Annotated in this window: 23 protein-coding genes; 13 read left to right on the top strand and 10 right to left on the bottom strand. The window is 64.6% G+C overall.

The window, feature by feature from the left end; translation table 11 throughout:
- Positions 1-15: 15 nt before the first annotated feature.
- From ACR9ZC_RS16770 to ACR9ZC_RS16745, 6 genes are all read right to left on the bottom strand, one after another.
- Complete coding sequence (locus ACR9ZC_RS16770; protein ID WP_481581157.1) at positions 16-342, bottom strand: ApeI family dehydratase; 327 nt, start codon at positions 340-342, stop codon at positions 16-18.
- Positions 343-371: 29 nt separating this feature from the next.
- Positions 372-638: a phosphopantetheine-binding protein gene (locus ACR9ZC_RS16765; protein ID WP_481581156.1), complete on the bottom strand. Its 267-nt coding sequence runs from the start codon at positions 636-638 to the stop codon at positions 372-374.
- A 328-nt stretch (positions 639-966) separates the two neighbouring features.
- Positions 967-1,578 (bottom strand): LysE family translocator, encoded by a 612-nt coding sequence (locus tag ACR9ZC_RS16760; RefSeq protein WP_481581155.1) that lies wholly within the window; start codon positions 1,576-1,578, stop codon positions 967-969.
- A gap of 79 nt (positions 1,579-1,657) precedes the next feature.
- Positions 1,658-2,161, bottom strand: a complete 504-nt coding sequence (locus ACR9ZC_RS16755; RefSeq protein WP_481582692.1) for an OsmC family protein — start codon at positions 2,159-2,161, stop codon at positions 1,658-1,660.
- The gene (locus ACR9ZC_RS16750) at positions 2,158-2,580 is read right to left on the bottom strand and encodes a hypothetical protein (RefSeq protein WP_481581154.1); all 423 of its coding nucleotides are present in this window, start codon (positions 2,578-2,580) and stop codon (positions 2,158-2,160) included. The genes ACR9ZC_RS16755 and ACR9ZC_RS16750 overlap by 4 nt, the downstream gene beginning before the upstream one ends.
- A gap of 93 nt (positions 2,581-2,673) precedes the next feature.
- The gene (locus tag ACR9ZC_RS16745; RefSeq protein ID WP_481581153.1) at positions 2,674-3,885 is read right to left on the bottom strand and encodes an NnrS family protein; all 1,212 of its coding nucleotides are present in this window, start codon (positions 3,883-3,885) and stop codon (positions 2,674-2,676) included.
- A gap of 422 nt (positions 3,886-4,307) precedes the next feature.
- Here ACR9ZC_RS16745 and ACR9ZC_RS16740 point away from each other — a divergent pair, with 422 nt between their 5' ends.
- Positions 4,308-5,162, top strand: a complete 855-nt coding sequence (locus tag ACR9ZC_RS16740; RefSeq protein WP_481581152.1) for an alpha/beta hydrolase — start codon at positions 4,308-4,310, stop codon at positions 5,160-5,162.
- A 68-nt stretch (positions 5,163-5,230) separates the two neighbouring features.
- Entirely contained in the window at positions 5,231-6,091 is an 861-nt protein-coding gene (locus tag ACR9ZC_RS16735; RefSeq protein ID WP_481581151.1) for a squalene/phytoene synthase family protein, read from the top strand.
- A 41-nt stretch (positions 6,092-6,132) separates the two neighbouring features.
- Here ACR9ZC_RS16735 and ACR9ZC_RS16730 read toward each other — a convergent pair whose 3' ends face one another.
- The gene (locus tag ACR9ZC_RS16730; RefSeq protein WP_481581150.1) at positions 6,133-6,462 is read right to left on the bottom strand and encodes a hypothetical protein; all 330 of its coding nucleotides are present in this window, start codon (positions 6,460-6,462) and stop codon (positions 6,133-6,135) included.
- Between the two features lie 230 nt (positions 6,463-6,692).
- Between ACR9ZC_RS16730 and ompR the strand changes: the two genes are divergently transcribed.
- From ompR to ACR9ZC_RS16710, 4 genes are all read left to right on the top strand, one after another.
- Positions 6,693-7,427: an osmolarity response regulator transcription factor OmpR gene (gene ompR / locus ACR9ZC_RS16725; protein ID WP_481581149.1), complete on the top strand. Its 735-nt coding sequence runs from the start codon at positions 6,693-6,695 to the stop codon at positions 7,425-7,427.
- A gap of 49 nt (positions 7,428-7,476) precedes the next feature.
- The gene (locus tag ACR9ZC_RS16720) at positions 7,477-8,826 is read left to right on the top strand and encodes an ATP-binding protein (protein ID WP_331572226.1); all 1,350 of its coding nucleotides are present in this window, start codon (positions 7,477-7,479) and stop codon (positions 8,824-8,826) included.
- A 196-nt stretch (positions 8,827-9,022) separates the two neighbouring features.
- Positions 9,023-9,571 carry a peroxiredoxin gene (locus ACR9ZC_RS16715; RefSeq protein WP_440562461.1) on the top strand — a complete coding sequence of 183 codons (549 nt, stop codon included), beginning with the start codon at positions 9,023-9,025 and terminating at the stop codon, positions 9,569-9,571.
- A gap of 90 nt (positions 9,572-9,661) precedes the next feature.
- Positions 9,662-10,189: a carboxymuconolactone decarboxylase family protein gene (locus ACR9ZC_RS16710; RefSeq protein WP_481581148.1), complete on the top strand. Its 528-nt coding sequence runs from the start codon at positions 9,662-9,664 to the stop codon at positions 10,187-10,189.
- A gap of 22 nt (positions 10,190-10,211) precedes the next feature.
- On the opposite strand, the gene ispF is transcribed toward ACR9ZC_RS16710, so the two are convergent.
- Entirely contained in the window at positions 10,212-10,691 is a 480-nt protein-coding gene (gene ispF / locus ACR9ZC_RS16705; RefSeq protein WP_481581147.1) for a 2-C-methyl-D-erythritol 2,4-cyclodiphosphate synthase, read from the bottom strand.
- An 85-nt stretch (positions 10,692-10,776) separates the two neighbouring features.
- Positions 10,777-11,487: a 2-C-methyl-D-erythritol 4-phosphate cytidylyltransferase gene (gene ispD, locus ACR9ZC_RS16700; RefSeq protein ID WP_440562463.1), complete on the bottom strand. Its 711-nt coding sequence runs from the start codon at positions 11,485-11,487 to the stop codon at positions 10,777-10,779.
- Positions 11,488-11,656: 169 nt separating this feature from the next.
- On the opposite strand from ispD, the gene mfd reads away from it, so the two are divergent.
- From mfd to ACR9ZC_RS16685, 3 genes are all read left to right on the top strand, one after another.
- Entirely contained in the window at positions 11,657-15,133 is a 3,477-nt protein-coding gene (gene mfd / locus ACR9ZC_RS16695) for a transcription-repair coupling factor (RefSeq protein WP_440562467.1), read from the top strand.
- A gap of 117 nt (positions 15,134-15,250) precedes the next feature.
- Positions 15,251-16,525 (top strand): acetylornithine deacetylase, encoded by a 1,275-nt coding sequence (gene argE, locus ACR9ZC_RS16690; protein ID WP_481581146.1) that lies wholly within the window; start codon positions 15,251-15,253, stop codon positions 16,523-16,525.
- A gap of 47 nt (positions 16,526-16,572) precedes the next feature.
- Positions 16,573-17,592, top strand: coding sequence for a threonine/serine dehydratase family protein (locus ACR9ZC_RS16685; protein WP_331572215.1), 1,020 nt, complete (start codon positions 16,573-16,575; stop codon positions 17,590-17,592).
- Positions 17,593-17,652: 60 nt separating this feature from the next.
- Here ACR9ZC_RS16685 and ACR9ZC_RS16680 read toward each other — a convergent pair whose 3' ends face one another.
- Positions 17,653-20,136: a penicillin-binding protein 1A gene (locus ACR9ZC_RS16680; protein WP_481581145.1), complete on the bottom strand. Its 2,484-nt coding sequence runs from the start codon at positions 20,134-20,136 to the stop codon at positions 17,653-17,655.
- A 395-nt stretch (positions 20,137-20,531) separates the two neighbouring features.
- On the opposite strand from ACR9ZC_RS16680, the gene ACR9ZC_RS16675 reads away from it, so the two are divergent.
- The 4 genes from ACR9ZC_RS16675 (at position 20,532) to ACR9ZC_RS16660 (ending at position 24,884) form a co-directional block, all read left to right on the top strand.
- Entirely contained in the window at positions 20,532-21,098 is a 567-nt protein-coding gene (locus ACR9ZC_RS16675) for a plasmid mobilization protein (protein ID WP_481581144.1), read from the top strand.
- 244 nt (positions 21,099-21,342) lie between these two features.
- Positions 21,343-22,023, top strand: a complete 681-nt coding sequence (locus ACR9ZC_RS16670) for a PspA/IM30 family protein (protein ID WP_481581143.1) — start codon at positions 21,343-21,345, stop codon at positions 22,021-22,023.
- A gap of 142 nt (positions 22,024-22,165) precedes the next feature.
- A complete protein-coding gene (locus ACR9ZC_RS16665; RefSeq protein WP_481581142.1) occupies positions 22,166-23,326 on the top strand; it encodes a tetratricopeptide repeat protein in 1,161 nt (386 codons plus the stop codon).
- A gap of 76 nt (positions 23,327-23,402) precedes the next feature.
- Positions 23,403-24,884: a flavin-containing monooxygenase gene (locus ACR9ZC_RS16660; RefSeq protein ID WP_481581141.1), complete on the top strand. Its 1,482-nt coding sequence runs from the start codon at positions 23,403-23,405 to the stop codon at positions 24,882-24,884.
- Position 24,885: the final 1 nt, after the last annotated feature.

Genomic DNA, 24,885 nt, shown 5'->3' with positions numbered 1-24,885 from the left:
GCGCCGATGCGTTCGTCATGCTGCATTGACCTCCGCGCGGAGCCTGCCGACCGCGAAAAGCGAACCGGCGTCCTTCACGCATTGAAAAGAGACGACGTCGTCATCGATCGACAGCACGATCTCGAACGGTTCGCCGGGGCGCAGTACCTCCAGGAATTTCACGTGCTCGATGCGCGTAATCGCGGCGCCGGCATATGATTGCGCGACGGCACGGCTGACGCGCTCGAGCAGGACGACGGCCGGCACGACCGGATGGCCGGGAAAATGGCCGGGTATCGCCGCATGGCTGGCACCCACGGTATCGCGAATCACGCATCTCGCCCCTCCCGTCACCGTCGTCATGGAGCCTTCTGCCCTCGTGACGGCTGGCATCAATGAGTCTGTGCTGCCCGATGCTGCTCGACATGACGGCCGAGCGCCCTCAGCGAGCGGAATATCTCGTGGTTCTTCTGGTCGCCCGGCGTGATGGTGATCTGATAGGTCGACGACAACAGCAGACCAAGCTCGAGCGCATCGATCGAATCGAGACCGAGGCCTTCGCCGAAAATGGGCGTCTCGGGGTCGATGCTCTGCGGGTCGATATCCAGATCGAGTCCCTCGGTGATCAGCTTGGCCAGCTCGCGTTCGATTTCATCCATGACGTCAACGTCTCCCTCGAAGATCGGTCACCGAAACTGCATAGCTTCAGGTTAGCGCGGGAACGGAGGCAGATCGGCGCTAGATTTCGTAGACTCCACTTTCGCCTGAACGCACGGGCGAAAGCCCCATGATGCTTATCGGACAAGGCCTGCATGCGTACGCCAGCAGATGGATCGCCGCAAGAGCGACTACGGGATCTGGCAGCTCGCCGCATCGGCTGCGAATGCGTCGAGCGACGCAGACTCGAGTATCAACGCGTGCAACGCGCGATATTCGTTTAGCCGGGGCGTAACGGTGAACTACGGAAACTTGCGCGAACTACGAGAATCAGCGTGTCGCAATCACGACGGCAGCGCCGGCCATCATGGTCGCGCTCGCGCGATTCGAGATCTTCACGGCGCGCCGGCTCGTCAACAGCTTGCGCGCACGGGCCGCGACGAGGACCCAGAAGGAATCGGTGCTCGCGAGCACGACGAGCATCGTCGCCACGAGTTCGAGCCATGCATGCAGGCTCACGCGAGAGAGATCGACGATCGTCGGCAACAGCGCCAGATAGAAAATCATGATCTTCGGATTGCCGAGGGTGACCGTCAGGCCGGCAGTGAACATGCGAACGGGCGACCTGGCGCTCGGCAATGCATCTTCACGAACCTGTGCCGGCGCGAACCACATTTTCCAGGCAAGAAACAGCAGATAGGCGACGCCGGCAAGTTTGATGACGACAAAGACTGCCTCGAACGTGCGCGCGAGCACCGCAAGTCCCGTCACGGCACACGTCAGCCACAACGCTTCACCGAACCACATCGCTACGAGAAACGGCAGCACGTCGCGCACGCCGTTGGTCAGCACGCGCGCGACGAGTGCCGCGACGCTTGGGCCGGGCGAGCCTGCCGTCACGACCAGCGCCAGCGCGAATACGGACAAACCTGAAGCAGTCATCGCATCCTCCTTCCTCCCGGATTGCCGCCAATTCTAGCGAGGCCACGTCTGTCACGCCGCCATGGCCGCGAAGGACCGTTCAGCTACCCGTATCCGCCGCTTCGTCTTCGAAACGGACCGTGGGCTCGACGATCATGTCGAACGTAACCGAATTGGCCAGGAAGCACATGTGGTGTGCCGCCTCATGCAACTCGATCGCGCGTTGCCGCGCGTGCTCGTCGATGCCGGCGGCGAGCACGACCTCCGGTGCCAGTGTCACGTTCGAGAATGCGCCGGAACCGTCGGCCCTCAACGAAAGCGTGCCTGATGCAGCGTCGCGATAACGGTTGACGACAAGCCCGTTGGCCGAGCAAAGATGCAAATACCAGAGCATGTGGCACGCGCTCAAACTGGCGACAAAAAGGTCCTCCGGGTTGTGCCGCGTGGCGTCGCCGCGAAATGTCGGATCGCTCGATCCGTCGATCGACGGCTTACCCGAAACATGGACCACGTGATCCCGGCTGTAGGCCTGGTAGCTGCGCGTACCCACGCCGAGGTTTCCGGTCCATTCCACCGTCAACGCGTATCGGTGCTGACTCATCAGTGCCCTCCTCCCTTGTTGTTCTCATGCTCGGCACGTTCACGCTCCCACGCCTCCGAAACCTCTCGTCCCGCCGCATAGTTGTCGACCACCAGGATCAGTCGATGGTCGTGATCGCTATACATCGCTTCGATGTTGACGCCGGCATCCGCCATGCGCCGGGCAATCTTGCCGAGTTGGCCCGGGACGTCCTGCTTCAGCCGCTGGACGAGCACGTCATTGACAGCATGGACGACCATGCCCGCCTCCCGCAACGCATGCGCCGCAGCCGCGCCATCTTCAAAGAGGAAATGCGCGGTCGCACGTCCGTCGACGCTCCATACGCCGCCGCCCTCCACGCTCAGGCCTTTCGCGCCGAGCACTTCCCCCATGCGCGCCAAGGCGCCGGGCCGATGATCGAGTTCGATACACAGGTCGTTCATTGCCGTTCTCCATATCATGCTGGTTGGTCTTGGCGCGACTATATCCGCAACGCTGCATTCAATGGTTCAGCAAAAGGGAAAACGTGCGTGACATCATCCGGCCTTTCCGTCCACCCTCGGCGCCGTGAGAAACGGTCCGTACTTGATCAGATAGACGAACAGCGACAGGCACCAGCATACGCCGGCCGCATCGATCCAAACGCCCGTCGCGCCAGGCGCGGCCAGCGGTCCAAGGACGCGCAATGCCGCGGCGGCCATCATCAGCCAATAGCTCAGCACTTCGTGCCGCTTGGCCACGAGCATCCGTCCGGTATGGCCAAGCGCGGTGCGCGTCACCATTGCGATGATCGCGCCGCCAACCGCGCCCACCGTCAACGCGTGGATCGCGAGCGAATGCGGCGCGCGACCGAGCGCGGAGCAGGCCAGCAGCACGAAGCCGATCGGTATCCAGAGACAAGCCGCATGCAGGATCCAGAGTATTGGGCGCGCTCCGACGCGCCAGGAGCGCCAACCGATCATACGGACGGCGTGAATCACCGCGGCAGCCAGTGCGAAGACGAAGACCGCGACGGCCGGCGCATTCACGGCATCGAGCACGAGCGCGATGAGGGGAACAGGGTAGGCGAGCGCGTCGATCCACTTCCAACGGCGCACTGTGAACCCGGGAATGGCGTTCATCGTAAACATCGGGACGACGCGGCCGGTAATGACGGCGACGAACAGGATGATGAGCCCGGTCGCCGCATACGCCGTACGGAGCGCGAGATCGAATCGTCCCTGCCAGGCCCACATCTGAAACAGCACATTCAAAATCCCGAGCAGTCCCAACGCGAGGGGTAGAAAAACGTTGTGCCGGTTGCCCGCACGCAGCAATACACGCGCAAGCACGAACGCCACCAGCGGCAAAAAGACGCAGTCCACGACGGCGGCTACGAGCGGCGGCCCGGTCCAGACGAGGATGCGTCCCGCGGCCCAGAGCAGCCAAATAAGCGCGAGCGGTATGCCGTGCGGCGTTTCGCGCGAGGTCCACGCACGCACCGCGGTCAGCAAAAAGCCGACGACGATGGCCGCCACGAACCCGAAAAGCATCTCGTGAACATGCCAGATCACGCCCGTCATCGTCGGCTCGCGCCCGGCGACCGGATAGCCATGCAAGCTGGCGAGCCAGAGCCCGACGGCAAGGAGACCGAAAGCGGTACCTCCCAGATAAAAAGGCCTGAATCCGAGCCTCAGCACCGGCCAGCCGGCCGTTCGTTGGTCAGTGATACGTTGCTCCGGTTCGCCGATCTTCATCTTGGTTTCCATATGCCGCTTCTCGCGTGTGGTCGATCATGGTGCAGCCGCAGATCACAAAGGCCGTATCCGCCAGGGCAACGGTGACGTGCGCGCACTTACCTCATAGCGTGATATAAGCACAGTCCCGGATCGAATGTCTGAGCAGGATCAAGGTTTATACCGATTCGTCGGCAATGCACGCCTATGCGCGAGTCGATCCCTGCCTTCCCGCCCCCTCTGCCAGGCCCGAACATTGCACAGCGTTCGATGCGGCGGCCTGCTTCGAAGCGCTACTTTCGCCTCGAGCATCGCGCGCTACCGCTCGCTCATCGTGAATTCGTGCTGCGCAGTTTCGCCCTCCGCGCTACTCTCTTTGTCATCGAGTGCACACCTGCGCGAGTACCGATGTCGCGCCGGAGACCGAGAGAATTCCCGTCGGGAGGTTCGCATTGATGAAGCGCCCATCGCGTCTCGCGCTGTTGTCGGCTGCCGGCGTTGCCGGGCTCGGCGTCGGTTCCGCCTTGGCAGCCGTGCTCTGGCTCCAGGGCCGGCTCATTTATCCACTCGAAAAGATTCGCGGGCTCGCGCCCAACCCTGCCGCGGACCGGCTCGAACGCGTCACGCTGAGAACGCAGGACGGACTCGCGCTTAGCGTTCGCTATAAGCCGCCTGAGCGAGCCGACGGCCGCGTCGTCGTGCTCTTTCACGGCAACGGCGAGGATCTTTCGCAGCGCGTGCATATCGCACACGATCTGATCGCCGCCGGCTACGGCGTCCTGCTCGCCGAGTATCGCGGCTACGGGGGCAACGGGGGCAAGCCGCGCGAAGCTGGCCTTTATGCCGACGGTCGAGCGGCAATCGAGTTCGCCATGCGGCAGACTCCGCGCGTCGTGCTGCACGGCTATTCCCTCGGTTCGGGCGTCGCCGTCCAGCTCGCCACCGAGTTCGCGATCGAGGCGCTCGTTCTCGAGGCCCCCTTTACCTGCATCGCCGATGTCGCTGTTACCCGTTTCCCGCGGCTGCCGGTACGCTGGCTCGTGCGCGATCGCTACGACAACCTGCGCAAGATCGGCGCGGTCCGCGTGCCGGTGTTGATCTACGGCGGCAACGCGGACGGTGTCATTCCCCCGCGGCAGTTCGCGCAGCTCTACGCGGGAGTGCGTGCGCCGCGCCGGCTCGCCGTGGTCGATGGCGCAGACCATGTCGATGTCTGGACGAAAGGGGGAGCCGGCCATGTGCTCCGCTTTCTCGACGAGACCGATATCCGATCGCCGGCGGCGCGAGCTCGCGCAAGCGAGCCCGCGTGACGAGCGGCGTGTCGGGATGAGGTAGTATCCGCACTCCGCTCCTGCCGCCTCTCATCAGTTTTACGGACGTGTCACAAGAATCCAGTTCCATCCAGGGTCACTTCGACGAGTACTGTGCGCAAAAAGCCGCCCCGCCGGGCTCCAGCGTCTACTACGCGCTGCGCCAGGCACCGCTTGCGAAGCAGCCGCTGCTGACCGCGCTCTTCGCGCTGCGCCGTGAACTCGAACAAGCGGCAAGGGAGACGAGCGATCCCGCCATCGGCAGAACCAAGCTCGCGTGGTGGCAACAAGAGCTCGCCTCGCTAGCGGCCGGACAGCCGACGCACCCGGTATCGGTTGCACTTGCCACGCACCGCGCGGACATCGGCGGCGAAGCGGCCACGCTGCAGGCGCTCGTCGACGGCTTCGAGATGGATCTGAACCAGGCGCGCTATCTCGACTACCCCAACCTGCGCAGCTATATCGAGCAGGTCGGCGGCGCATTCGCGCTTGCCGTGGCGCGCGTCACCGCCCGCGACACGGCGGCGGCCGCGCAATGGGCGCCGCCGCTCGGCAACGCGTTGATGCTGGCTCAGCTCGTGCAGGAACTCGGCAACAACGCGCGCCACGGCCGCATCTATATTCCGATCGACGAACTGCAGCGGTTCCAGGTCAGCGCGGCTGAACTCATCAACCGCAAGTACACGCCCGCGTTCGACGAGCTCATGCGCTTTCAGACGCGGCGTGCGCGCGAGGCCATCGTGGCCGCGCTTGCCGGCATCCCGCAACCGGAACGCAAGACTCAGCGTACGCTGCGGGCTCAATCGGCCATGGCGCTCGCGCTGCTCGACGAAATCGAACGAGACGGCTATCGCGTGCTTCATCAGCGCATCGCGCTGACACCCATTCGCAAGCTCTGGATCGCCTGGCGCGCGGCCCGCTCGCGTTGAAAGCGGCCGGCGTGCGCGAGCCGCGCCGTCGTCGCTCGGCCTCAGCGCTTGTACAGTTCGCGCACGGCGTCTTCGATGTGCTGACGCAGCAAGCGACGCTCTTCCGGTGTCAGGTGTCCGTCCCGTTGCTGAGTGCCGAAGTCGAACGGCGTATTCGTGCGCACGATAGGCGCTGAAGCGGCGCTGGCCGCGCGGGGATGTTGAGAATGGGACGAGTGGCGGCGAAAGGAGGACGAGGGCTGCGCCTCGCCGTCACCTCGGCGCTGCGGCTGGGCGTAGGCCTCGAGCGGAGCCGCAGCGCCGACGATGGCGCCCGCAACGGCGATCGCCAGGATCCGAGCGCGCATACGCGGCCACGCGCTGTCCATCATCTTGTTCCCTTCGTTGTGCGGCAACCGGCGACCTCGAATTACGTGTGCTTGAGCCCGAGCGAGTGGCGGGCATGAAAATGTATCGGATGAAGTATCCACCGAAGAGCCGCTTTCGGTGAAGAAGTTTACGTGTGCGCTGTTTACGCACCCCCTCGAAGCGGGGTAAATTTTGTAACTGACTGTAACGCGAGAATTCGTACTTTCCCGTCCCTGTTTGCAATCGCGCTAAGATGCCGACCATGGAAACGAAAAACCCCTCGAAAATTCTCGTCGTCGACGACGACCCGCGCCTGCGCGATCTCCTGCGCCGCTACCTCGGCGAACAAGGCTTCAATGTCTACGTCGCGGAAAACGCGCCGGCAATGAACAAGCTCTGGGTGCGCGAGCGCTTCGATCTGCTCGTGCTCGACCTGATGTTGCCGGGCGAGGACGGCTTGTCCATTTGCCGCCGACTGCGCGGCAGCAACAACCGTACGCCGATCATCATGCTGACCGCCAAGGGAGAAGACGTGGACCGTATCGTCGGGCTCGAAATGGGCGCCGACGACTACCTGCCGAAGCCCTTCAATCCGCGCGAACTGGTTGCGCGTATTCACGCCGTGCTGCGGCGACAGTCGCCCTCCGAGTTGCCCGGTGCGCCGTCCGAAACGGCCGAGGTCTTCGAGTTCGGCGACTTCGCGCTCAATCTCGCCACGCGTACGCTGACCAAAGCCGGCCAGGAAATCCCATTGACCACGGGGGAGTTCTCCGTGCTCAAGGTGTTCGCACGCCATCCGCGCCAGCCGCTTTCGCGCGAAAAACTGATGGAACTGGCGCGGGGCCGCGAATACGAAGTATTCGATCGCAGCCTCGACGTGCAAATTTCACGCTTGCGCAAGCTGATCGAAGTCGATCCGAGCAGCCCGCGCTTCATCCAGACCGTCTGGGGGCTCGGCTACGTCTTCATCCCCGACGGATCGGCGTGATCGGCGGGTTGCCGTCGCCCGTCCCTTTCCTTTTGTGTCAGTAGGCCCCATGCGCATCGACCGGCGTATTCTCACGCACGTCTTCGGGGGCCTGTTCTGGCGCACCTTCTTGCTGATCGCTCTGCTGATCGCGGTGAGTCTCGCCGCGTGGTTCCAGAGCTTTCGCGTGATCGAGCGCGAGCCACGCGCTCAACGGGTGGCACTGCAGCTCGTGGCGATCGTCAAGCTCACGCGCACGGCGCTGCTCTACTCGGATCCGGACCTGCGGCGGGCGCTCTTGCAAGATCTCGAAAGCAACGAGGGCGTGCGCGTCTATCCGCGCGAGACGACGGACAAATACACGCTGCAGCCCGACGAGTCGCTCAACCGGCTCATCGAACATGACATCCGCGGCCGGCTTGGCGACGATACCGTCATCGCTCAATCGGTCAACGACATTCCCGGTGTATGGATCAGCTTCAAGATCGACGAGGACGACTACTGGGTCGCGCTCGACCGGGAACAGCTCGATAACGTCACGGGTCTGCAATGGGCCGGCTGGGGCATCTTCGCGCTCGCGCTGTCGCTGTTCGGCGCCGCATTCATCACGAGCCTCGTGAACCGGCCGTTTGCGCGGCTTGCCGTTGCCGCGCGCAAGGTCGGCTCCGGTCAGGCCCCCGAGCCGCTGCCCGAGCGCGGTCTCGGTGTCGCGGCGGATACGAATCGCAGCTTCAACCAGATGGTGCGGGATCTCGAGCAGCTCGAAGCCGATCGTGCGCTGATGCTCGCCGGCATCTCGCACGACTTGCGCACCCCGCTCGCACGGCTGCGGCTCGAGACCGAGATGAGCCCGTCGGATCAGGTAACGAAAGACGCGATGATCGACGACATCGAGCAAATGGACATGATCATCGGCCGCTTTCTCGACTATGCGCGGCCGGTTCAGCGTACGTCCGAGTCGGTCGATCTTTCGCAGGTCGCGGGCGAGATGGCCGCCCGCATGGCCTGCGAGGACGGCGTGCGGCTCATTACGCGGCTCGCACCGTCCGCGATCATCGAAGCCGACGAAACCGACGTCCGACGCGTGGTCGGCAATTTGCTCGAAAACGCAAAGAAGTACGGCCACAGCGAGATGGATGGGATTCCGCACATCATGCTCGAGACGCGAGTCGCGCATTCACGCGTCGAGCTCGCCGTGCTGGACGAGGGCCCCGGCATTCCCGAGGACCAACTCGCGCTCGTGACGCGTCCCTTTTATCGGGTCGACTCGGCGCGCAGCCAGGCCAACGGCACGGGCCTTGGCATGGCCATCGTCCAGCGGCTCGTGAGCCGCTACCGCGGCTCGTTGCGCTTGCGCAACCGAACGCCGGGCCCGGGTCTCGAAGTCACGATCGAGTTCCCCCTGGGAAAAAGCGCTTGATGCCGCGGACCGGCTGTTGCGCAGCGCTCGCCCCCCCTCGCCTCGTATGCCGCAACGCGGCAGGCTATCGGTTTGATTAGATAAAATCTATTGCAACTATTTTCCAATAGCGTTATAGTTGGGGCGTGTAACGCATCCGTTACAGCGGGCGCGTATTTTTGAAGTGCGTTTTTTCAACCCGATGAGGAGTCACTGCATGAAAACCGTGGGCGATAAGCTGGAAGCCTTCACCGTCACTGCCGCGAAACCGGGCTTCAACAACCATGAAGAAAACGGTCAATCGGCGTTCGAAGAGATCACCGAACAATCGTTCCCGGGCAAGTGGAAGATCATCTATTTCTATCCGAAGGACTTCACGTTCGTGTGCCCGACGGAGATCGTCGAGTTCGGGAAGCTGCAAAAGGACTTCGAGGAACGCGATGCCGTGCTGTTGGGCGGTAGCGTGGACAACGAGTTTGTGAAGCTGGCATGGCGTCGCGAGCACAAGGACCTCAATCGCCTGAACCACTACGCGTTCGGCGACGTGAAGGGCGAGCTGATCGATCAGCTCGGCGTGCGCGACAAGGAAGCCGGCGTGGCCCTGCGCGCAACGTTCATCGTCGATCCGGACAACACGATTCAACACGTGTCGGTGAACAACTTGAACGTGGGCCGCAGCCCGCAGGAAGTCCTGCGTATTCTCGACGGCTTGCAAACCGACGAACTGTGCCCGTGCAACCGCACGGTCGGCGGGGCAACGCTTTAAGCTGCGGCAGGCGCTTCGGTCAAGCACCGAGCCCGCTGTGCTCGACAAGGCCGGCGGGCTTTTTTATCGGTCACTCGATAGGAGTCTTCAATGGAATTCTTGTCTGCGATCAAGGAAAAGATCCCCGATTACGCGAAGGACATCCGCCTGAACCTCGACGGCACGATCGCGCGCTCGTCGCTGGAAGGCGCCGATGCGGCGGGTGTGGCGCTGGCCGCTGCCTTCGCCGCGAAATGCACCACGATCGTGGATGCAATCCGTTCGTCCGGGGCCCTGCCGCCCGAGCAGGTCACGGGCGCGCTGACGGCGGCCGCCATGATGGGCATGAACAATGTCTGGTATCCGTACGTCGAAATGGCGAACGACGAGGACCTCAAAACCCAGCGGCCCGAGCTGCGGATGACCGCGTACGCCACCCATGGCGGCGTCGACAAGCGCCGCTTCGAAATGTATGCGCTCGCCGCCTCGATCGTCGGCAAGTGCCATTTCTGCGTAAGCTCGCACTACGCGCTGCTGAAAAACGAGCAAGGCATGTCGGCGCAGCAACTGCGCGATGTCGGGCGCATCGCGGCCGTCGTCAGCGCCGCCGCCAATGTGCTCGCGATCGAGGGCAACTAGCCCGCGATCAGCGGGACAGGCGCTAGAGCGCGCGCAGCAAAACGGCCGCCTGCGCCTCTATCCCGTCGCCGCGGCCAAGATAGCCGAGCTTTTCGTTGGTCTTGGCCTTCACGTTCACGCGCGCGAGCGGCAGGCTCAGATCGTCGGCGATATTGGTTCGCATCGCATCGATATGCGGGGCGAGCTTCGGGGCTTGCGCGATGACCGTGCTGTCGACGTTCTGAATCGCAAAGCCGGCTTGCGCGAGCCGGGCGGCGCACTCGCGCAGCAGCACGCGGCTGTTGGCGCCGGCAAAGCGTTCGTCGGTGTCCGGAAAGTGCCGGCCGATATCGCCCAGCGCCGCCGCCCCGAAAAGTGCGTCGGTGATCGCATGCAGCAGCACGTCGGCATCCGAGTGCCCCAACAGCCCGCGCTCGTATGGCACGGTCACGCCGCCAATCACGAGCGGCCGCCCTGGCACGAGCGCGTGTACGTCGTAGCCTTGTCCGATTCTGTAGTCCATCCGTGCTTCCGGTTTCGATTGAATAAATAGGTCCAAGTGTCGGCGCCACTGGCTGAGCGGGCCGCCGCCGCCTCCGGCGAAGCGCTCAGCCGGCCGGGGAATGCCTGAGAATCGCGTCGACGAGCTCGAAGTCCTCGGGGTAAGTCACCTTGAAATTGCGCAGGCTGCCCTGAACGAGCCGCGGCGCGTGGCCGAGCCATTCGATCGCGCTTGCCTCGTCGGTCAAATCATGGCCATCATGCTGCGCGCGTTCGATCGCTTCGCGCAGCATGCCGATGCGGAACATCTGCGGTGTTTGCGCCTGCCACAGCCCGTCGCGCGGCTCGGTGCGCGCGATGTGGCCGCCGCGCTCAGCATCCATGCGTTTGAGCGTGTCGGCCACCGGCAACGCCATGATGCCCCCGACGGGGTCGTCCTTGAGCGCTGCGACGAGCGAACGGATCAGCGCGGGGGTGATGCCGGGGCGCGCTGCGTCATGGACGAGCACCCAGTCGTCGGCGGCGGCGCCGAACTCCGCGAGCGCCGCGAGCCCGTTCATCACCGACGCCTGCCGCGTCGCGCCGCCGCAGCGCCGCACGGCGAAGCGCAGGCCGCTGAAACGACGCGCATCGAAGTGCGTGTCGTCGGGCGCCAGCACGACGAGCGTCTGCGCAAACTCGCTGCAAGCGTCGAAAGCGGCCAGCGTAAAGTGGAGCAACGGCCGGCCGGCGACCGTGCGGTATTGTTTGGGCATCGGTGCGCCGGAACGGCTGCCGGTGCCGGCGCAGGGGATCAGGGCAAAAAGACGAGAAGTCAAGGAGCGGGCCGCGGGTCAAAATAAAGGACGGATTTTATAATAGGTGCTTCGCGCGAGGCGGGTCCGATTCGGCCGACCCGGGTCCGTGCTCGCGCTCAACCCCTTCCGGCCCGTGCTGCGTCCGTTTTTTGCGCACGTGCCGTTCATTGAAACGGCCTACATTCCCGTCATGCAGACTGCCGCAACACCCTTTTCGCCGCTTTTACCGTTTCCGCTCGTCAAGCCGGGCCAGCGCTTCGCGTTCGATGGGGCGCATGGCTCGGCCGACGCGCTGCTGATCGCCCGATATCTGCAGGCGGCGGGCGCGGCGGTGCCGCTGCTCGCCGTGGTCTGCGCGAGCGCCGTCGACGCGCAACGGCTTTCGCAGGAGCTCGCCTGGTTCGCACCCGGCGCCCGCGTGCGGCGGCTGCCGGACTGGGAGACGCTGCCCTACGACACGTTCTCGCCGCACCAGGATCTCGTGTCCGAGCGCCTGGCGACGCTGCACGACCTCGGCGAGGGTCGTTGCGACGTACTGCTGGTACCCGCCACGACGGCGCTCTACCGGATGCCGCCGGCCTCGTTCCTCGCGGCCTACACGTTCTCGTTCTCGCAAGGGGCCAGGCTCGACGAAGCCAAACTCAAAGCGCAGCTCACGCTCGCGGGCTACGAGCACGTGAGCCAGGTCGTGCGCCCCGGTGAGTACTGCGTGCGGGGCTCGCTGATCGACCTCTATCCGATGGGCTCCGCGTTGCCGTACCGGATCGATCTTTTCGACGACCAGGTCGATTCGATCCGGGCATTCGATCCGGACACGCAACGCAGCCTGTACCCCGTGCGCGACGTGCGCCTGCTGCCGGGCCGCGAGTTTCCGTTCGACGAAGCGGCCCGCACCGCGTTTCGTAGCCGCTGGCGCGAGGTATTCGAAGGCGACCCGAGCCGTTCGTCGATCTACAAGGACATCGGCAACGGCGTGCCCTCCGCCGGCATCGAGTACTACTTGCCGCTCTTTTTCGAGCAGACGGCCACCCTGTTCCACTACCTGCCGGCAAACGCCCACCTTGCGTTCGTCGGCGATCTCGAGAACGCCATCCGGCGCTTCACGGCCGACACGAAGCAACGCCACGCGTTTTTGTCGCACGACCGCGAGCGGCCGATTCTCGAGCCGCAGCGGCTGTTCCTTTCCGATGAGGATTTCTATACGCTGGCCAAGCCGTTCGCGCGTCTGGTGGTGCCCACCGACGGCGGCGGAGGCTGGAGCACGCCGCTGCCGTCGCTGGCCGTCGATCGTCGTGCCGACGATCCGGTCGCCGCGCTGCGCGCCTACCTCGCCACGAGCGGCCGGCGTGTGCTGATCGCCGCGGAGTCGGCCGGCCGCCGCGAAACGATCGCCCAGTTCCTCGCCGAAAACGGCCTCAAGCCGCAAGCGGGCGAGAGCTTCGAGAGCTGGCTGCAAGGCGACGCCGCGTTTGCGCTCGGGGTGGCGCCGCTCTCGACGGGCTTCTCGCTGCCGGCGGAAGGTTGGGCCGTCGTCACCGAGACCGAGCTCTACGGCCCGCTGGCCCGGCGCGCCGGCCGCCGGCGTCAGGAGCAGGCCAGCAACGTCGATTCGATGGTGCGCGACCTCTCGGAGCTCAAGGTCGGCGATCCTGTCGTGCACGCGCAGCATGGTATCGGCCGCTATATGGGACTCGTGACGATGGACCTCGGCGAAGGCGAAACCGAGTTCCTCCATCTCGAGTACGCCGGCGACAGCAAGCTCTACGTCCCCGTCGCGCAACTGCACGTGATTTCCCGCTACAGCGGCGCCGACCCGGACACCGCCCCGTTGCACGCGCTCGGCTCCGGCCAATGGGAACGGGCCAAGCGCCGCGCGGCACAGCAGATTCGCGACACGGCCGCCGAGCTGCTCAACCTCTATGCGCGGCGCGCCGCGCGCGAGGGCCATGCCTTCCGGTTCGATCCGCGCGATTACGGCAAATTCGCCGAGAGTTTCGGTTTCGAGGAAACGCCGGATCAGGCCGCCGCGATCGCCGCCGTTATCGGCGACATGACGACGGGTCGCCCGATGGACCGACTCGTATGCGGCGACGTGGGCTTCGGCAAGACCGAGGTGGCATTGCGGGCCGCGTTCATCGCGGTGATGGCCGGCAAGCAGGTCGCGCTGCTCGCGCCCACCACGCTGCTCGCCGAACAGCACACGCAGACCTTTACCGATCGCTTCGCCGAATGGCCCGTGCGCATTGCGGAGCTCTCGCGCTTCAAGTCGACGAAGGAGGTCAACGCGGCCATCGAGCAGATCAACGACGGCTCGATCGACATCGTCATCGGCACGCACAAGCTGCTGTCGTCGGACGTGCGCTTCAAGCGGCTCGGCCTCGTCATCATCGACGAAGAGCATCGCTTCGGCGTACGGCAAAAGGAGGCGCTAAAGGCGTTGCGCGCCGAGGTCGACGTGCTGACCCTGACCGCCACGCCCATTCCGCGAACACTGGGCATGGCGCTCGAAGGCCTGCGCGACTTTTCCGTCATCGCCACCGCGCCGCAAAAACGGCTGGCGATCAAGACATTCGTGCGGCGCGAGGAAGACAGCGTCATTCGCGAAGCGATGTTGCGCGAGCTCAAACGCGGCGGGCAAGTCTACTTCCTCCACAACGAAGTGGAGACGATCGAAAACCGGCGCGCCATGCTCGAAGCGCTCGTGCCCGAGGCGCGGATCGCGGTGGCACACGGGCAGATGCATGAACGCGAGCTCGAGCGCGTCATGCGCGACTTCGTCTCTCAGCGGGCCAACGTCCTGCTGTGCACGACCATCATCGAAACCGGCATCGACGTCCCGAGTTCGAATACGATTCTCATTCATCGCGCCGACAAGTTCGGCCTCGCGCAGCTGCATCAATTGCGCGGACGCGTCGGGCGCTCGCACCACCAGGCTTATGCCTACCTGCTCGTGCACGATCCGCAAGGATTGACGAAGCAGGCGCAGCGCCGCCTCGAAGCCATTCAGCAGATGGAGGAACTCGGTTCCGGTTTTTATCTGGCGATGCACGATCTCGAGATTCGCGGCACCGGCGAGGTACTGGGCGACAAGCAATCGGGCGAAATCCACGAGATCGGCTTTCAGCTGTATTCGGAGATGCTCAGCGATGCCGTGAAAGCGCTCAAGAACGGCCAGGAGCCCGATCTGACCGCGCCCCTCGCGGCGACGACCGAGATCAATCTGCATACGCCCGCCATCCTTCCCGCAGACTATTGCGGCGACGTGCAAGAGCGCCTGTCGATCTACAAACGCCTCGCCAATTGCGAGACCAGCGACGCCATCGACGATATCCAGGAAGAACTGATCGACCGCTTCGGCAAGCTGCCGACGCAAGCCCACGCGCTCGTCGAGACGCACCGGCTGCGGCTTGCGGCGAAGCCGCTCGGCGTCTCGAAGATCGATGCTGGCGAAGCCGCGATCAGCCTTCAGTTCGTGCCGAATCCGCCCATCGACGGCATGCGCATCATCGAGATGGTCCACAAGAACAAGCACATCAAGCTGGCGGGACAGGACAAGCTGCGCATCGAAACGCGCAGCCCCGATCTGGCCGTGCGTGTCGCGACCGCCAAGGAGACGCTGCGTGCGCTGGGCGCGCCCGCGCGCCAACCGGCCGCCGCCGCGCGATGAAAAAAGCATGCTGCGGCGCTCGATTGCGGCGCCGCAGCATGCCGCTGTCGCTCGCACTATTTGGGTTGCACGCGGTTTTTCGGTATGATCGGAGGCACTCTCGAGCTGGAGCTTGTCATGTCTCAAGACGCTGAAACGGCGCACCGATCCTCCACGTCCTCTCCCCACTCGCTGGCTTCGGCCCCCTCCTCCGCTTCACCGGTTCCGCTCAGTTTGCAATGGGTCGAACGGCTCGTCTCGATCGATACGACGAGCCGTGTACCGAATATCGAACTGATCGAACTCGTGTGCGAATCGTTGGCGGCACGAGGCATTTCTTCCCTGCTGACGCGCGATGCGCGCGGCGAGCGCGGCGAATGGGCCAACCTGTTCGCCACGATCCCCGCGCACGACGGTTCTACGCAAGGCGGCGTCGTGCTGTCCGGTCACACGGACGTCGTGCCCGTCGATGGACAACAGTGGGACAGCGATCCGTTTTCACCCGAGATTCGCGACGGCCGGCTGTATGGCCGCGGCACCTGCGATATGAAGGGCTTCATCGGCGCGGCGCTCGCGCTCGTGCCCGAAATGCAATCGGCACGGCTCGCGAAGCCGATTCACCTGGCTTTCTCGTTCGACGAGGAAATCGGCTGTGCCGGTGCACCGCTGATGATCGCAGACCTGCAAAAGCGTGGCATCAAGCCGGACGGCTGCATCGTGGGCGAGCCCACCAGCATGCGTCCGATCGTGGCGCATAAAGGCATCAACGCGTATCGCTGCTGCGTGCGCGGTCATGCGGCCCATTCGTCGCTGACGCCCAAGGGCCTCAACGCGATCGAATATGCGGCCCGCCTCATCTGCCACATTCGCGACGTGGCCGACCAAATGCGGCGCGACGGTCCGTTCGATACGAGCTACGACGTGCCGTTCACCACGGCGCAGACGAGCACGATCGAAGGCGGCAATGCGATCAACACGGTGCCGGCCGAGTGCCGCTTCGCTTTCGAGTTTCGCAACCTGCCGACGCTCGATCCGGCCGTCGTATTCGCGCGCATCGAGCGCTACGCGAACGAAACGCTGCTGCCGCAGATGCAGCGAGAGCATCCGAACGCCGCCATCGAGTTCACGCGCATCGCCGCGGCGCCGGGTCTCGACGCCACCGAGCAGGCGGCCATCACGCAACTCGTGCGCGCCTTGACGGGCGATCACGATACGCGCAAGGTCGCCTATGGCACGGAAGCGGGGCTGTTCGCGCTGGCCGGCGTGCCGAGCGTCGTCTGCGGGCCGGGCGACATCGAGCAGGCGCACAAGCCGAACGAGTATGTCGAGCTCGCGCAGCTCGACGCCTGTGAAAGCTTCTTGCGCAAATTCATTCGCAGCATGTCGGTCGATACGCAACAGCAGCAACAGTAGCAACAGTAGCGCGGGTCCCTCACTTGTCCTTTACGATGGCTTCGCTCATGTCCACCGCTTCATCGCAGCATACCGACCATACGATCGACGCCGAGCCGGTTCCCACGCTGGATGCCATCGCGTCACAGCATTTCGCGCTCACGCCCTGGGTCGTGCGGACGCCGGTCTTCGAACGGCATGACTTTCCGACGCTCGAAGGCACGAACATCAATTTCAAGTTCGAATTGCTGCAGTCGAGCGGCAGCTTCAAGGTGAGGGGCGCATTCACGAATCTGCTCGCGCTCGACGCATCGCAACGCAGCGTCGGCGTGACCTGCGTATCGGGCGGCAATCATGCGGCGGCGGTCGCCTATGCGGCCATGCGGCTCGGTACGAGCGCGAAAGTGGTGATGTTCCGCACGGCAAGCCCTGCGCGCATCGCACTGTGCAAACAGTATCGGGCCGAGGTCGTCATGGCCGACTCGCCGGCCGAAGCATTCGATGTCGTGCGCCGAATCGAAGCCGAGGAAGGCCGCTTTTTCGTTCACCCGTTCAATGGCTATCGCACGGTGCTGGGCACGGCAACGCTCGGCTACGAATGGGCGACGCAGACGCCCGATCTCGATGCGGTGATCGTCCCCATCGGCGGCGGCGGCTTGGCAGCCGGCGTCTCGACCGCATTGCGCCTCGCCAATCCGCGCGTGCATGTGTTCGGTGTCGAACCGGAGGGCGCCGATGCAATGTCGCGCAGTTTCGCCGCCAATCACACCGTGAAGATGGGCGCGATGCACACCATCGCCGATTCCCTGATGGCACCGCACACCGAGCAATATAGCTACGAGCTGTGCCGGCGCCACATCGATCGGATCGTCACCGTTTCGGACGATGAGTTGCGCGCAGCGATGCTCAAGCTGTTCGTCCAGCTCAAGCTCGCCGTCGAGCCGGCGTGCGCCGCGGCAACGGCCGCGCTCTTGGGGCCGCTGCGCGAAACGCTGCAAGGCAAGCGCGTGGGCGTCATCTTGTGCGGAACGAATACCGACCCGGCCACGTTGTCCGCCCATCTCGAACGGGCGCGCGCGTCGACTTAGCGCGTCGGCCTAGCGCGACTCCCAGGCCATTCGAGTAATTGATCGCGCGATGGCGACCGCTCAGGGCCGGTTGTCATTGAACAGATTGAGAATCTGTTTCTTCTCCTGCGACGACACACTGGGCGGCGGTGCCGCAGGCGCCGCGAGCCCCGCCGGTCCGATGCTGCCGACCGCTTCGCTCGCGCCGGCGCCAGCCAGCGCAGTCCCGGGTTCGCCGCCTGTGCCGATGCTCGCAACGAAGCCATTGCCGGGCGTCATGTCCGCGTAGTAAAGCTCGCCGCCGATCGTCGTCACACCTTCGGGCATCGGCATTTGCACCTGCGGTACGCCACGCAGCGCCTGGCCCATGTAGTCGACCCAGATCGGCAGCGCGAGCTGCGCACCGAATTCGCGGCTGCCGAGACTCTTCGGTTGGTCGTAGCCCATCCAGGCCACCGCGACCAGCGTCGGCTGGTAACCCGCGAACCATCCGTCCTTGGCGTCGTTCGTCGTACCGGTTTTGCCGGAGAGGTCCGAGCGATGCAAGACGTTCGTGCCCGCACCGGTACCTGCCGTTGCCACCGAATGCAGCAGAGAGTTCATGATGAAGGCGTTGGCCGCGCTGATCGTACGCGGCGCGTCCCGCCCTGCCACGATCGGCTGCGCCTTGGAGATCGGCTGACCGTGCGCGTCATCGACTTCCGCGATCAGATAAGGATTGACGCGATAGCCGCCGTTCGCGAACACCGCGTAGGCCGCGGCCGACTGCAGCGGCGTGACGAGCCCGGCGCCCAGCGCCATCGGCAAGTAAGGAGGTGTCTTGTCCGCGTCGAAACCGAAGCGCTGCGTCACATAGTCCTGCGCATACTTGGTACCGATATAGGAAAGAATCCGGATCGAGACGAGGTTCTTCGACTTCTCGAGCGCCACGCGCATCGACATCGGGCCATCGGGCTGATCGTCGTCCTTCGGCTCCCACGCCTCCCCGCCCGGCGTGCTCGGGGGGAAGTAAAGCGGCGCATCGTTGATGATCGTCGCCGGGGCGAGGCCCTTTTCGAGCGACGCCGAATAGATGAACGGCTTGAAGCTCGAACCGGGCTGACGCCAGGCTTGCGTCACGTGATTGAACTTGTTCTTGTTGAAGTCGAACCCGCCGACGAGCGCACGGAGCGCGCCATCTTGCGGCGAGAGCGAAACGAGCGCGCCTTCCACCTGCGGCAGCTGGGTGATCTGCCAGTTGCCCTTCGCATCGGGCATCAACCGGACGATCGAACCAGGCTTGATCCGCTGCGCCGCGCTGGCGCGCGCGCTCAGCGCAGTCGCCGCGAAACGCAGTCCTTCGCCGGTCACGTTGGCCGTATTGCCGTCGACGAATTGCACGGTCAGCTGCTTCGGGCTCGCTGCGGTGACGACACCGGCCACCAGTTCGCCGTCGTCCGGATGATCGGCGAGCGCATCGTCGATTGCCTCGTCGCGTTCGTCGCGGCCGGCCGGCAGCTCGACGAAGCCTTCCGGTCCGCGATAGCCGTGCCGGCGCTCGTAGTCCATGACACCCTTGCGCACGGCGCGGTAAGCCGCATCCTGGTACGCGGAGTCGAGGGTCGTCACGACCGACAAGCCCCGCGTATACGTTTCTTCCTTGTATTGCGCGTACATCATCTGTCGCACCATCTCGGCGACATACTCCGCATGCACGCTGTATTCGTTGCCCGACACCTTCGTGTGAATGTCTTCCTTGACGGCCTGATCGTATTGCGCCTGCGTGATATAGCGCAGATCGAGCATGCGCTTGAGGATGTACTCCTGCCGGATCTTCGCGCGCTTCGGATTGACGATCGGATTGTATGCCGAGGGCGCCTTGGGCAGCCCGGCCAGCATCGCCGCCTGAGCCAGCGTGATGTCCTTGAGATCCTTGCCGAAATACACCCGGGCGGCCGCCGCGAAACCATACGCGCGCTCGCCCAGATAGATCTGGTTCATGTAGAGCTCGAGGATCTGATCTTTCGTCAGCGCGCGCTCGATCTTGTACGCGAGCATCATTTCGTAGATCTTGCGCGTGTAGGTCTTCTCGCTCGAGAGGAAGAAGTTGCGCGCCACCTGCATCGTGATCGTGCTCGCGCCTTGCGACGCGCCGCCATGGAGAATGTCCGCCATACCGGCACGCAGGATGCCGAGGAAATCCACGCCGCCATGCTCGTAGAAGCGATAGTCCTCGATCGCGAGCACCGCTTTTTTCATCGAATCGGGAATATCGGCGAAACGCACGAGAGAGCGCCGCTCCTCGCCGAACTCGCCGATCAGTACGTGGTCGGCCGTATAGACGCGCAATGGCACCTTCGGGCGATAGTCGGTCAGCGCATCGAGCGACGGCAATTGCGGCGCCATCACGATCAATGCATAGCCGATAATCAGCGCGAAGACGACGGCAACGGTTGCGACGAGGCCGCCCAATGTCAGCAGCAGGCCGCTGCCGAACGAGCCATGCTGGCGTTCGGGACTCACTCGGGAAGGTTGTCGGCCGTCGGCCGGAGACTCGGAGGATCGGGGTCGTTTAATGATAGGCATGACGCATGGTCAGCGCGGCTTGCCGCGCCGTTGCGCGCTCGCCCGCCGGGCGGCGCTCGAAATCGTAATTATAACGGTGCCGCGACTGGCCAACGCCCGCGGCCCGGCGACGCAACAGCGCATTTTAATGAAATCGCCTGGCCGGCAACGAAGTTTTTTTGTAAGAATTCCCCACGTTGGCTGGCGCACAGCCGCCGCCGGGTTATCAACAGAAAATGTTGAAAGGTCTGTGGACAAGCCGCCTACAAGCGAGTCAAGTCCTTGATCGGACACTCATTATGCGCAACGCGCACATTTTGCGGCAGCGGCCGACATTCTATGATGGAGGCCGACCGCCGTTCTCGTGCCGAGGCAACCGATCGGCCTTACCGTCTCCTTACGCCAGCGAGCCGACCATGAATCACCGCAGCGAACGTATCGCCGTCTTCGTGACACCGGCGCAAAAGCGCGCCCTGGCGACCAAGGCGCACAGCCTTGGTATCAGCATCAGCGAACTCGTGCGCCGCGCCGTGCTCGCTTTCGAGGAAACGGCCGAGGACGTGCGTGCGGCACGGATCGTGGACAGCTGGAGAGCGCCGGCCGCCCCCGATTCGCTCAATGAGACGCTGCGGCGCATCGCCGATGCGGCGCCCGCTCGGGAATCGACCACCGGCCATCGGATATCGCCGTGCGAGCCGCCCGCCGAAACGCCAGCCGAGTCCGAGGCCATGGGGGCCGGCGGAGAATGGGACGAGGCCGCCGCCGTACGGCCTGAGGCCATACCCGTTGCGGCGGCCGTCGCGCGAGCGCTTGCCTGCGAGCCGGTCGAGGAGGCCCGTATGCAAGACAGCGAACCGCCTCCCGCACTCGATCTCGAAACGGTCACGCGTCTGACGTCGCGCTGGTCCGAAACATCCGCCGACAACCCGGCCGACAGCCCCTCGCGCCCCCCACGCAAGCGTTTCACGCCGCGTCTTGCCTGAGTCGGGCGCACGCCCCGCCGCAAGCCGCATTTAAGCGGGAGTTAACGATCCCTTGTTGTAATATCCGCCAGCGGACGAGGGTTCGGACGGCGCGCGGCACCTGCGCGCTCTTGCAAAGCCGCCACGCGCCCCGATATCCGCTGCGTACGCTTGCCGCCGCGGCCCGGCAACGCGGCGTAAAGTAGAGGATGAACCGGACACTCGCAATCTTTCGTTCGGCGCCGAGTCAACTGAGGAGAACTACATGTCGCTATTCGACACTATTTCGCGCACCGTCAAGGGGCTCTTGAATGACGCGGCTGAATCCGTACAGGATCCGTCGCGCGATGCGCGTCAAATCGTGCGCGAGCTCGACGACAGCATCGCCAAAGCCGAGAATTCGCTGATCGAAATCGAAGCGCAGGTCGCCACGCAGCAAAGCAAGCGCGATGCGGCCGCCGAAAAGGCCCGCAAGTACGAAGACGGCGCAAAACGCGCGCTCCAATCGGGCAACGAAGACCTTGCGCGCGAAGCGCTGGCGGCGCAGGCCACCGCGGAAGCCGAGCGCGACGCGCTCGCACGCGAGCTCGCCACGCTGGAGCCCTCGGTCGAGCAATTGAAGAGCCAGATTGCCGACATGCGCGGGCGCCGCAACGATCTGAACTCGCGTTCGAACATCCTGCAGGCGAAACAGCAGATCGCCCAGGCCAAGGACACCGCCGCGACGGCATTGGGCGGCATTGGCGGCAAGAACCTGTCCGAAGACTTCAACAAGCTCGAAGAGAAAGTCGCGCTCTCGAATGCGCGCTCGGATGCGCGCCTCAATTCGGCGGACGTCTCGAGCGGCAACGCTCTCGAGGACAAACTCGCGGCGCTCGACAAAGGCCCGTCGGTCGACGAGCGGCTGGCCGCGTTGAAGAAGCAGTTGAACGCGCCGGCGCAATAAAAACGCGCGGTGCTCAGGACCGATACGGCAAAACATCAGTGGCAAACGGGCCGCCGTCGCACGCGCTTCGCTGCAATGGCGCCCGTCGCATCGGTATCGGACCCATGGCATGGAGACGGGCGCAACGCGCCCGGTTGAGCTCATGAAGAAATTTGTCGCAGTCGTGGCAGCGGTACTTGCACTGACCGCGAGTGCCGCATTCGCCGCCGTACCGAGCGCGCAGCAAGTCGAGCGCGCGATGGCGCAAGGCAACTGGCAGCAGGCCGACACCGAGCTCACGCAGGTTCTGCAAGCCCACCCGAACAATGCGCACGCTCACTATCTGTACGGACAAGTGCTCGCCCGCGAGGGCCGCTACGCCGACGGGCTCGCACAGATCGAGCAGGCCAAAACGCTCGATCCGCAACTGAAGTTCACGGACCCGGCACGCTTCGCGCAAGTCGAGGCACGCGTGCGCGCGGCTGCAAACCGTGCCAACGCGACGATTCCGCCATCCGCACCCGCGCAGCACGCGGCGGCCAACATGTTCGCACCGGCGCAAGCTGTACCGGGCGCCCTCGCCCACCGCGGACCGTCTATGGGCATGTGGATCGGCATCGTATTGCTCGTCGTCGTGATCGCGCTCGTGCTGCGCTGGACGCTGCGCCGCGCGCGCACGACCGAAGACGGTCGCGCCGACGAAGAGCGTCGCGCGCAATTGAAGCGGGCCACCGAACTCCTCAACGCGGCACGCGCGTTGAAGCTCGATACGCGGCTTTCAGCCACGCCGGGGCATGAGGCGCTGGCAAGCGAAGTCGAGGGTGCCGAAACCCAATTGCGCGAGCTCGTCGAGACGCTCTCGAGCGGTAGCAATCCCGTCCCGGGCTATCGGCTCGACGAGCTCGATCGTCAGCTCGAAAGCTTGAAAGCGCGCGCCGAAGGCAGGCCCGATCCGCATGCCGCGCCGGCCGCCGGCGCATCGGCGTCCCCGTATGCGCAGGAGGCCGAGCGCCTTCAGCAACAGGCGCCGCAGCAGCCGGTGCAGCAACAGCCGACCGTCGTCGTCCAGCAAGGCGGCGGCTTCGGCGGCGGAATGGGCGGCTTGCTGACGGGCGTGCTGCTTGGCGAAGCGCTGTCGCATGGGCGCGACCGTGTGATCGAACGCGATGTCTATGTCGACGATGACGAAGCGCGCCGTCGCGCCGCCGGGGGCGACAACGGCGGTGTCGACTTCGGTCAGGGCTCGAACGACTGGAACGACGGTGGCGGCGGCGTCGATTACGGCAGCAACGATTCGGGCGGCGGCGACTGGAACGACAGTTGAGCGCGCGCATCGCACTCCGCCCGCTGTATTCGACAGAGGCTCCCCGCGCGGGAGCCTCTGTCGTTGGGCACTGACGATGCCGGCCGCACGGCCCGCGAGCACGCCTCGCATCGCAATCGTCGGCAGCGGTTTTGCCGGTATCGGCATGGCCATCCGCTTGAAACGCATGGGCATCGCCTCGTTCGTGATCTACGAGGCCGCCCACGACGTCGGCGGCACCTGGCGGGACAATGTCTATCCCGGCGCTGCGTGCGACATTCCCTCGCATCTCTATTCGTTTTCGTTCGAGCCGAATCCATCCTGGACCCGCACGTTTGCTTCGCAGTCCGAAATTCTCGCGTATTTGCAGCACTGTGCCGACAAGTACGGCCTCGGGCCATCCATCCGCTTCGGCGCGCGCGTGAGCGCGGCCCGCTTCGACACCGCCACGCGCGTCTGGCAGCTCGACATCGTGCGCGGCGGCTCGCGCGAGCGCGTCGAAGCCGATATCGTCATCGCGGCCAACGGTGCACTGTCGCGGCCGGCGCTACCGGCCATCCCGGGCATCGAGCGCTTCGCGGGCAAGCTCTTTCACTCGGCGGCGTGGGACCATGACTATGCGCTCGAAGGAAAAACGGTTGCCGTGATCGGGACGGGTGCGAGCGCGATACAGTTCGTGCCGCGCATCCAGCCGCGCGTCGCGCAGCTTCACCTGTTCCAGCGCACGCCGCCATGGATCATGCCCCGACCGGATCGGCCGATCAGCGAGCGCGCACAGCGGCTCTTCCGGCGTCTACCGTTGTCGCAACGTCTGTTGCGCCATGCGCTTTATTGGCAGCACGAAACCCGGGCCGTCGCGTTCGTCTTCCATCCGCGGTTGATGAAGGGGCCCACGGCATTCAGCCTCGCCTATCTGGCGCGACGGGTGCCCGACGCTCATTTGCGTGAGAAGCTGACACCGGACTACCGGTTCGGCTGCAAGCGCGTACTGCTTTCGAGCGATTACTACCCGGCGCTCGCGCAGCCGAACGTCGAACTCGTGACGAACGCCATCGGCGAGATCGTCACGGACGGCATCGTCACGACGGACGGCAAGCATCGCGCGCTCGACGCGATCGTCTGCGCAACGGGCTTTCAGGTCAACGATGTGGGAGCGCCCTTTACGGTCATCGGCGCGAACGGGGCCGATCTCGATGCGCGTTGGCGCCGAGACGGCCCCGAAGCCTATCTCGGCACGAGCGTGGCCGGCTTTCCGAATTTTTTCATGATCGTCGGCCCCAATACGGGGCTCGGCCACAACTCGATGGTTTATATGATCGAGTCGCAGATCGACTACATCGCCGATTGTCTGCGCACGCTCGCTCGCCGCGGCGCCCGAACGATGACGGTGACGGACGCCGCTCAGCGCGCGTTCAACGAGCGCCTGCAGCACACGCTGCGCCGTTCGGTCTGGCAGACCGGATGCCGCAGCTGGTATCTGAGCGCCAGCGGAAAAAATACCGCGCTGTGGCCGGGCTTCTCGTTCGTTTTCAAACACCGCACGCGCCGCGTGCGGGTTCGCGATTACACGTTCGCCTAAC

The sequence above is a fragment of the Trinickia sp. HAY1-2D genome, assembly GCF_056754935.1.
The sequence above is the reverse complement of the archived record's forward strand: the minus strand, read 5'-3'. Positions and strand labels throughout refer to the sequence as shown.